The 8,042-nt window shown below is 68.3% G+C and carries 8 protein-coding genes; all 8 read right to left on the bottom strand.

From position 1 onward, the window contains the following. Positions 1-677 (bottom strand): TetR/AcrR family transcriptional regulator (locus tag ACFXN1_RS02070; protein ID WP_379463477.1); only part of this gene is annotated, 677 nt, incomplete at its 3' end. A 418-nt stretch (positions 678-1,095) separates the two neighbouring features. Beyond that, positions 1,096-1,524, bottom strand: a complete 429-nt coding sequence (locus tag ACFXN1_RS02065; RefSeq protein ID WP_379440105.1) for a nitroreductase/quinone reductase family protein — start codon at positions 1,522-1,524, stop codon at positions 1,096-1,098. Positions 1,525-1,660: 136 nt separating this feature from the next. Further along, positions 1,661-2,446, bottom strand: a complete 786-nt coding sequence (gene tpiA / locus ACFXN1_RS02060) for a triose-phosphate isomerase (RefSeq protein ID WP_354837480.1) — start codon at positions 2,444-2,446, stop codon at positions 1,661-1,663. 3 nt (positions 2,447-2,449) lie between these two features. Beyond that, on the bottom strand, positions 2,450-3,697 hold the full coding sequence (locus tag ACFXN1_RS02055; protein ID WP_379440104.1) for a phosphoglycerate kinase: 1,248 nt from the start codon (positions 3,695-3,697) through the stop codon (positions 2,450-2,452). Between the two features lie 6 nt (positions 3,698-3,703). After that, entirely contained in the window at positions 3,704-4,723 is a 1,020-nt protein-coding gene (gap, locus tag ACFXN1_RS02050; protein WP_354837476.1) for a type I glyceraldehyde-3-phosphate dehydrogenase, read from the bottom strand. A 213-nt stretch (positions 4,724-4,936) separates the two neighbouring features. Continuing rightward, positions 4,937-5,920 carry a DNA-binding protein WhiA gene (gene whiA / locus ACFXN1_RS02045; protein ID WP_040858457.1) on the bottom strand — a complete coding sequence of 328 codons (984 nt, stop codon included), beginning with the start codon at positions 5,918-5,920 and terminating at the stop codon, positions 4,937-4,939. After that, positions 5,911-6,969: a uridine diphosphate-N-acetylglucosamine-binding protein YvcK gene (yvcK, locus tag ACFXN1_RS02040; protein WP_379440102.1), complete on the bottom strand. Its 1,059-nt coding sequence runs from the start codon at positions 6,967-6,969 to the stop codon at positions 5,911-5,913. The genes whiA and yvcK overlap by 10 nt, the downstream gene beginning before the upstream one ends. Then, a complete protein-coding gene (gene rapZ, locus ACFXN1_RS02035) occupies positions 6,966-7,970 on the bottom strand; it encodes an RNase adapter RapZ (protein WP_379400435.1) in 1,005 nt (334 codons plus the stop codon). Before rapZ ends, yvcK begins: the two co-directional genes overlap by 4 nt. Positions 7,971-8,042 lie beyond the last annotated feature (72 nt).

The following is an 8,042-nucleotide window of genomic DNA, read 5'->3' as shown; positions in this document are numbered from 1 at the left end:
GAACCCCCCCCCCCCCCCCCCCCCCCCCCCCCCCCTCCCCCCCCCCCCCCCCCCCCCCCCCCCCCCCCCCCCCCCCCCCCCCCCCCCCCCCACCCACGGGCTGTGGGACCCCACCCTTCTCCCCCCTCCCCCCCCCCCCACACCGCCAGCGACATCTCCGGCTGCGCCGAATTACGCAGCCACTGCAGGTAGCCGAACTCCGCCGCCGCCAGCATGAGATGCACCAGCAAACCCGGAGTGCTGTCCCGCTGCGAGTCTCGGCCCATCCGCTGCGCGACCAGCTCGACCAGGCGCGCCCGATGCTCCGGGGTGATCAGAGCCACCCGCTCCAGGAGATGCGGCGCGGTGCGGAACGCGGCCCGCCACTGCTCCAGCTCCGCCGAGGCCAGCGCGGTGGACCGCGCCAGAAGCGACTGCGCCAGCGCCACATCCGCGGGCTCGTGGCCGTCGCGCTCCTCGAGCAGCGCGACGATTCCCGACCCGCCCTCGCGGACCGGATCCAGCAGCAGATCCTCCTTGCTCCGCACATGCCGGAAGTAGGTACTGGCCGACACACCCGCCGCGGCGGCGATCTGCTCGGTCGTCACCTCCCCGAAGCCCTTCTCCGCGAACAACTCGTACGCCGCCCGCTGAATCTCGCCGCGCACCTGCCGGCGCTGCCGCTCCCGCAATGACATCCGTCGCCCTCCTTCGTCAGAGCGAGTATCTGCCGATATGACAGTTACTGTCAAGAAGGGACTTCCTGTCAGCAACGCGGACAGCATTCGACAAGGTTCTGACCAGCAAGATTCGGCGATCCACTCGCCCTCGAAACACCCGCCCCTACACTTGGGCGGCCGTCACCCCCCGCCGACTCCCCTACCGCCGCAAATGAATTCATGGACACGGTGGCCCACCCGCTCCCGGCCTCCCCACCGACGAACGAGGCCGCCACTACCCACGACCCCACCTCGAACCCCGGCCGTCGCCTACGGGGGATCGATCTCCGCGCCCACCATCCCCGCAAACACCCCGACCGCCCACACGTCGAACGCACCCCCGCGCCGACGCCTGCCAGGACGCGGGGCCGAGCACCCGCGCCCTGCGGCCGCGAGCCTAAGCCCGGCGCAGCGCCAGCACCGGAATGGTGCGGATACCGGCGGTCTTCACGGCGTATTCGCCGAAACCCGGGTATCGCCGCGCCTGTTCGTCGTAGATCCGGTCGCGATCCGCGCCGGTCACCTCGGTGACCTCGACCTGGAAGGTCTCGGTCCCGACCTCGACCTCGGCCTTCCCCGCCTTGGTCAGGTTGTAGTACCAGTCCGGATTGGTGGGCCCGCCCGCCTTGGACCCGAAAACGTACACGGTCGCCGGATCCTGCTCATCGGCCAGGTACATCATGGGCGTCACCAGCTCCCGCCCGGTCCTGCGGCCCCGATGGTGCACCAGAATTATCGGCGCCCCCTCGAACGGCCCGCCGACCCGTCCCTCATTGGCCCGAAACTCGTTGATGATGTTCGTATTCCAGTCGCTCATACCGATCATTCTTCTGTACGAGCACTGGGGCCGACGGGAACGCCCCGGGCGCGGCGTCCTCCGCCCGCGATCACCCACTCGCGCCCGGAGACGGCGAAGGGCCGGGCATCCTGCGGATGCCCGGCCCTGTGTGCAGCGGAAACCGTTACGGCAGCGGGCCGCCGGCGGCGATGGCGGAGAGGGTGGCGAACTCGTCACCCTTCAGGGACGCGCCGCCCACGAGAGCGCCGTCGATGTCGGTCTGGCCGACCAGTTCGCCGACGTTCTTGGCGTTGACCGAGCCGCCGTAGAGGACCCGGACACCGGCCGCCACTTCGGGATTCGCCAGTTCGGCGAGTTCCTTGCGGATGGCGCCGCAGACTTCCTGCGCGTCGGCCGGGGTGGCCACCTTGCCGGTGCCGATGGCCCAGACCGGCTCGTAGGCGATGACGATCTTCGAGATCTCCTCGGGCGTCAGGCCCTTGAGGGAGCCGCGGAGCTGCTCGAGGTTGTACTCGACGTGGGTCTTGGTCTCGCGGACGCCCAGGCCCTCACCGATGCAGACGATCGGGGTGATGCCGTACTTGAGCGCCTGCTTGGCCTTGGCCAGCACGGTGGCGTCGTCCTCGTTGTGGTACTGACGCCGCTCCGAGTGACCCACCACGACGAAACTGCAGCCCAGCTTGGCCAGCATGGAGCCGCTGATCTCGCCGGTGTAGGCGCCCTCGTCGTGGGTGGACACGTCCTGGGCACCGTAGGTGATCAGGAGACGGTCACCCTCGACCAGCGTCTGCACGCTGCGCAGGTCCACGAACGGCGGGATCACCGTCACGTCGACCTTGTCGAAGTACTTCTCCGGCAACGCGAATGCGATCTTCTGCACCAGAGCGATGGCCTCGAGGTGATTGAGGTTCATCTTCCAGTTGCCGGCGATCAAAGGCTTACGTGCCATGGTTCAGTCCTCCAGGACAGCGAGGCCGGGAAGTTCCTTGCCCTCCAGGTATTCCAGCGACGCGCCGCCACCGGTGGAGATGTGCGAGAAACCGTCGTCGGGCAGACCCAGGGTGCGCACGGCCGCGGCCGAGTCACCGCCGCCGACCACCGTGAACGCGCCCTTCGAGGTCGCCGTGGCGATCGCCTCGGCGACACCGCGGGTGCCGGCCGAGAACTTCTCGAACTCGAACACACCCATCGGGCCGTTCCAGAACACGGTCTTGGCCTCGGTCAGCAGCGCCGAGAAGCGGGCGACCGAGTCGGGACCGATGTCCAGACCCATCCAGCCGTCGGGAATCTCGTGGGCGGGCACGGTCTTCGAGTCCGCGTCGGCTGCGAACTTGTCGGCCACCACGATGTCCACCGGCAGATGGATGACGTCGCCGTACTTGGCCAGCAGCTCCTGGCAGGTGTCGATCATCTCCTGCTGCAGCAGCGAGGTGCCCACCGGAAGTCCCTGCGCCGCAAGGAAGGTGAAGCACATACCGCCGCCGATGACCAGCGTGTCGACCTTCGGCGCGAGCGCCTCGATGACCGCCAGCTTGTCGGAGACCTTCGAGCCGCCGAGCACGACCGCGTACGGACGCTCCGGGTTCTCGGTGAGCTTCTTCAGCACCTCGGTCTCGGCCGCGACCAGGTTGCCCGCGTAGTGCGGCAGCAGCTCGGCCACGTCGTACACCGACGCCTGCTTACGGTGCACCACACCGAAACCGTCGGACACGAACGCGCCGTCGTCGCCGACCAGCTCGACCAGGGCACGGGCGAGCCTGGTGCGCTCGGCGTCGTCCTTGCTGGTCTCACGCGCGTCGAAGCGAATGTTCTCCAGCAGCAGCACATCACCGTCGGTGAGGCCCTCGGAGCGGGCGAGCGCGTCCTGGCCCACCACGTCGCCGGCGAGCTGGACATTGCGGCCCAGCTCCTCCGACAGCCGCGCCGCGACCGGCGCGAGGGAGAACTTCGGATCCGGCTCGCCCTTGGGGCGGCCGAGGTGCGCGGTCACGACGACCTTGGCGCCGGCCTCGGCCAGCGCCTTGATGGTCGGCGCGGACGCGATGATGCGGCCCGGGTCGGTGATGACGCCGCCGCTAGCGATCGCTTGCGGGTCGCTCGAAACAGGGAAGTCGAGTGGAACATTCAGGTCGGAGCGCACCAGCACGCCCCGGCCCTCGACACCCTCGGTCAGCAGATCCTGCAGAGTCTTGATCGTCATCGGCGCTTAGAGGGACTTGCCGACGAGGCCGACGAGGTCGGCGAGACGGTTGGAGTAGCCCCACTCGTTGTCGTACCACGAGGCGACCTTGACCTGGTTGTCGATGACCTGGGTCAGCGGCGCGTCGTAGATGGAGGAGTGCGGGTCGGTCACGATGTCGGAGGAGACGATCGGGTCGACGTTGTACTTCAGGATGCCCTTCATCGGGCCGTCCGCGGCGGCCTTCATGGCGGCGTTGATCTCGTCGATCGAGGCGGTCTTGGCCAGGTCCACGGTCAGGTCGGTGAGCGAACCGGTCGGGACCGGCACGCGCAGCGCGTAACCGTTCAGCTTGCCGAGCAGTTCGGGCAGCACCAGGCCGATGGCCTTGGCGGCGCCGGTGCCGGTGGGCACGATGTTCAGCGCGGCGGCGCGGGCGCGACGCAGATCCGAGTGCGGGCCGTCCTGCAGGTTCTGGTCCTGGGTGTAGGCGTGCACGGTGGTCATCAGACCACGCTCGATGCCGAAGGAGTCGTTGAGCACCTTGGCAATCGGGCCCAGGCAGTTGGTGGTGCAGGACGCGTTCGAGATGATGTTCTGCGAACCGTCGTACTTGTCGTCGTTGACGCCCATCACGATGGTGATGTCCTCGCCCTTGGCGGGCGCGGAGATGATGACCTTCTTGGCGCCGGCGGCCAGGTGGCCCTTCGCCTTGGTGGCGTCGGTGAAGATACCGGTGGACTCGACGACCACGTCGACACCCAGGTCACCCCACGGCAGCGCGGCCGGGCCCTCCTTGATGGCCAGCGCGGTGATGCGCTGGTCGCCGACGACGATGGTCTCGTCGCCGTCCAGGGAAACGTCCTGCGGCAGGCGGCCGAGGATCGAGTCGTACTTCAGCAGGGTCGCCAGCGACTTGTTGTCGGTGAGATCGTTGACCGCCACGATCTCGATGTCGGTGGTGCCGAGGGCCTTCTGCGCCTCGACGGCTCGGAAGAAGTTTCGCCCGATGCGGCCGAAGCCGTTGATCCCTACCCGGACAGTCACGTTTTCGCTCCTCAGCTTTGCGGATCGTTTCCGTTGCGGTGCTAACCCTAGACCTGTAACAGAAACATCACGGACACACCCCCGCCACGGTGAACAACGAAACGTTCACTTTCGTCACAGACGACCGGAAGCGCCGCGACCCCTTGGGGTTGCGGCGCTTCCGGACGGAATCACCGTGCGGTATTCACCAGTTTATGCGGCGGAGTGGGTGTTTCACGCCTCTTCGAGCAGCTCTGCGGTGACAGCGCTTTCGGTGTCGGGCACGCCGAGTTCCTTGGCGCGCCGGTCCGCCATCGACAGCAGCCGCCGGATCCGGCCCGCCACAGCGTCTTTCGTCATGGGCGGATCGGCCAGCTGGCCCAGCTCCTCCAGAGACGCCTGCCGGTGCAGCACGCGCAGCTTGCCCGCCGCGGCCAGATGGTCCGGCACATCCTCGCTCAGTATTTCGAGCGCACGCTCCACGCGGGCCGCGGCGGCCACAGCCGCGCGGGCCGAACGACGCAGGTTGGCGTCGTCGAAATTGGCCAGCCGGTTGGCGGTCGCCCGGACCTCGCGACGCATGCGCCGCTCCTCCCAGGTGAGCCGGGTGTCCTGCGCACCCATGCGGGTGAGCAGGGCGCCGATAGCCTCACCGTCGCGCACCACGACGCGATCGGTGCCGCGCACCTCGCGCGCCTTGGCCGAGATGCCCATCCGCCGCGCGGCGCCGACCAGGGCGAGCGCCGCCTCCGGCCCGGGGCAGCTCACCTCCAGGGCGGAGGAGCGGCCCGGCTCGGTGAGCGAGCCGTGCGCGAGAAACGCTCCACGCCAAGCGGCTTCGGCATCGCCGATGCTGCCGCCCACCACCTGGGCGGGCAGCCCGCGCACCGGTCGGCCGCGCACATCGAGTAATCCGGTCTGGCGCGCCAGCGCCTCGCCCTCCTTGGAAACCCGCACCACGTACCGGGAGGTTTTCCGGAGCCCGCCGGCGCCGAGGACATGCACGTCCGAGCCGTATCCGTACAGCTCGAAGATCTCTCGGCGCAGCCGACGTGCAATGGAACCCATGTCCACCTCGGCTTCGACGATCACTCGACCGCCGACGATGTGCAATCCACCGGCGAACCGCAGTAGCGCGGACAATTCCGCTTTGCGCGAGCTCACCTGTGATACAGAGAGCCGGCTCAGCTCGTCCTTCACTTCCGCTGTCATCGCCACGAGACGCGCTCCTTTCCACCCAACCCGGACCGCACACGTTGGCCCATATGCCGTCCTTCGACTCGAAGCCCTGCCATTTCCGGCCGAGGTTGCCGGATCACCTGATCCAGTGCGGCGGCAAGCTTTCCGGGGTGGTGCCGGTCCGTCCCCGCCTCGGCGACATCAGCGAAGGTTACTCGCGCACGCAGCTGTTCGGCAGCTCTTGCCAGATGTTCGCGTTCCCTACCCTCGGGTACGGAACCGGAGTCCACCAGAACATGGTCGACTGTGAAATCCGGTGCGTGCTGGGACAATACATGCAGGTGCCGTTCGGCGCTGAATCCGGCCGTTTCGCCCGGTTCGGCAGCGAGGTTGAGCACCAGCACTTTCCGTGCGCGCGTATACAGCAGCGCTTCGTGCAATTCGGGCACCAGCACATGCGGGATGACGCTCGTGAACCAGCTTCCGGGGCCCAGCACCACCACGTCGGCGTGCTCGATCGCCGAGGTCGCCTCGGGGCAGGCGGGCGGATCCGAGGGGATCAGGCGCACTCGGCGCACCTTGCCCGGCGTGGTCGCCACGGCCACCTGACCGCGGATGCAGCGGCTCACGCGCGGATCGCCTTCCAGCCCAGACACATCCGCCTCGATGGTGAGCGCGATGGGCGACATGGGTAGCACGCGGCCGGTCATCCGCAGGATCTTTCCGGCCTCGTCCAGGGCCGCGACCGGATCGCCCAGCTCCTCGGTGAGACCCGCCAGAATCAGATTGCCCACCGAATGCCCGGCCAGCGCGCCGGTGCCGCCGAAGCGGTGTTGCAAAGTTCGCGCCCAGATACCGTCGGCCTCTTCGGCCAAGGCCGCCAAGGCCATTCGCAGATCGCCCGGGGGCAGCATGCCCAGCTCGGACCGCAGCCGTCCCGAGGAGCCGCCGTCGTCGGCGACCGTGACCACCGCGGTGATCTTGCGGGTGAGCCGCCGGATGGCGGTCAGCGTCGAATACAGGCCGTGCCCACCACCGAGGGCGACGATGGCCGGATTGGTGGTGCGGACTGAGTCGTTCTCACTCATTCCCGCCCCAGATCCCGATGAACCACACGCACCACGTCACCCGAGTCGTTGTTGCCGGCCGGGGCCGATTCGTTGCCCGCCAGCGCCTCGCCCAGCGCCTCCGCTATCGCCACACTGCGGTGTTTGCCGCCGGTACAACCCACTGCCACGGTCATGTATCGCTTCCCCTCTTGGCGGTAGCCCTCGGTCGTCAGGTCGACGAGATGCCGCGCGGTGCCCAGATAGTCCTGCGCGCCCGGCTGCGACAACACATACTCGCTGACCGGGGCGTCCTGTCCGGTCTTTTCGCGGAGTTCGGGAATCCAATGTGGATTCGGCAGAAACCGCAAATCGAACACCATGTCGGCGTCGAGCGGGACTCCGTATTTGAAACCGAACGATTGAATGGTCAGCTGCAGCACGGTGGCGGCGTCGCCGCCGTAGACCTCCTCGAGCTTGCGGTGCAGCTGGTGGATGGACAGCGCGGTGGTGTCGATGACCACGTCGGCGGCGGTTTTCACCGGGTCCAGGCGCCGCCGCTCGGCGGCGATGCCGGCGGTCAGGGTGCCGTCGGCGCTCTCGCTCTGCAGCGGATGGCGGCGGCGCGCGAACCCGAAGCGGCGGATCAGCACGTCGTCGGAGGCCTCCAGGAACAGGATGCGGGTGCGCACACCCGCGGCCCGTAGCTGCTCGCCGACCGCGGCGAGGTTCCCGGTGAAGAAGCGGTTGCGCACGTCCATGACGAGCGCCAGTTTGCGGATGGGCGGTTCGGCGCCGCGGCCGAGATCGACCATGCGGCCGATCAATTCGGGCGGGAGGTTGTCGGCCACGTAGTAGCCGAGATCCTCGAGCACCTTGGCGGCGGTGCCGCGCCCGGCACCGGACAGGCCCGTCACGATGACGACCTCGACCGGTGCGGATTCGGGTGCCGACCGCCCGCGGCGAGCGGTCGGCTGGGACTCACCTGTATCGGTTGCCTTGCTGTTTTCGGCCGTATCAGTACTGGCTTCGACGCGCGTCATGTCCTACCGGTTCGTGTCTGGAGTTCCCTCGATCATCCTGCACCGACGCCCGGAAACGCGGCAGGCACACGA

Source organism: Nocardia sp. NPDC059154, from assembly GCF_042755705.1.
Classification (GTDB): domain Bacteria; phylum Actinomycetota; class Actinomycetes; order Mycobacteriales; family Mycobacteriaceae; genus Nocardia.
The sequence above is the reverse complement of the archived record's forward strand: the minus strand, read 5'-3'. Positions and strand labels throughout refer to the sequence as shown.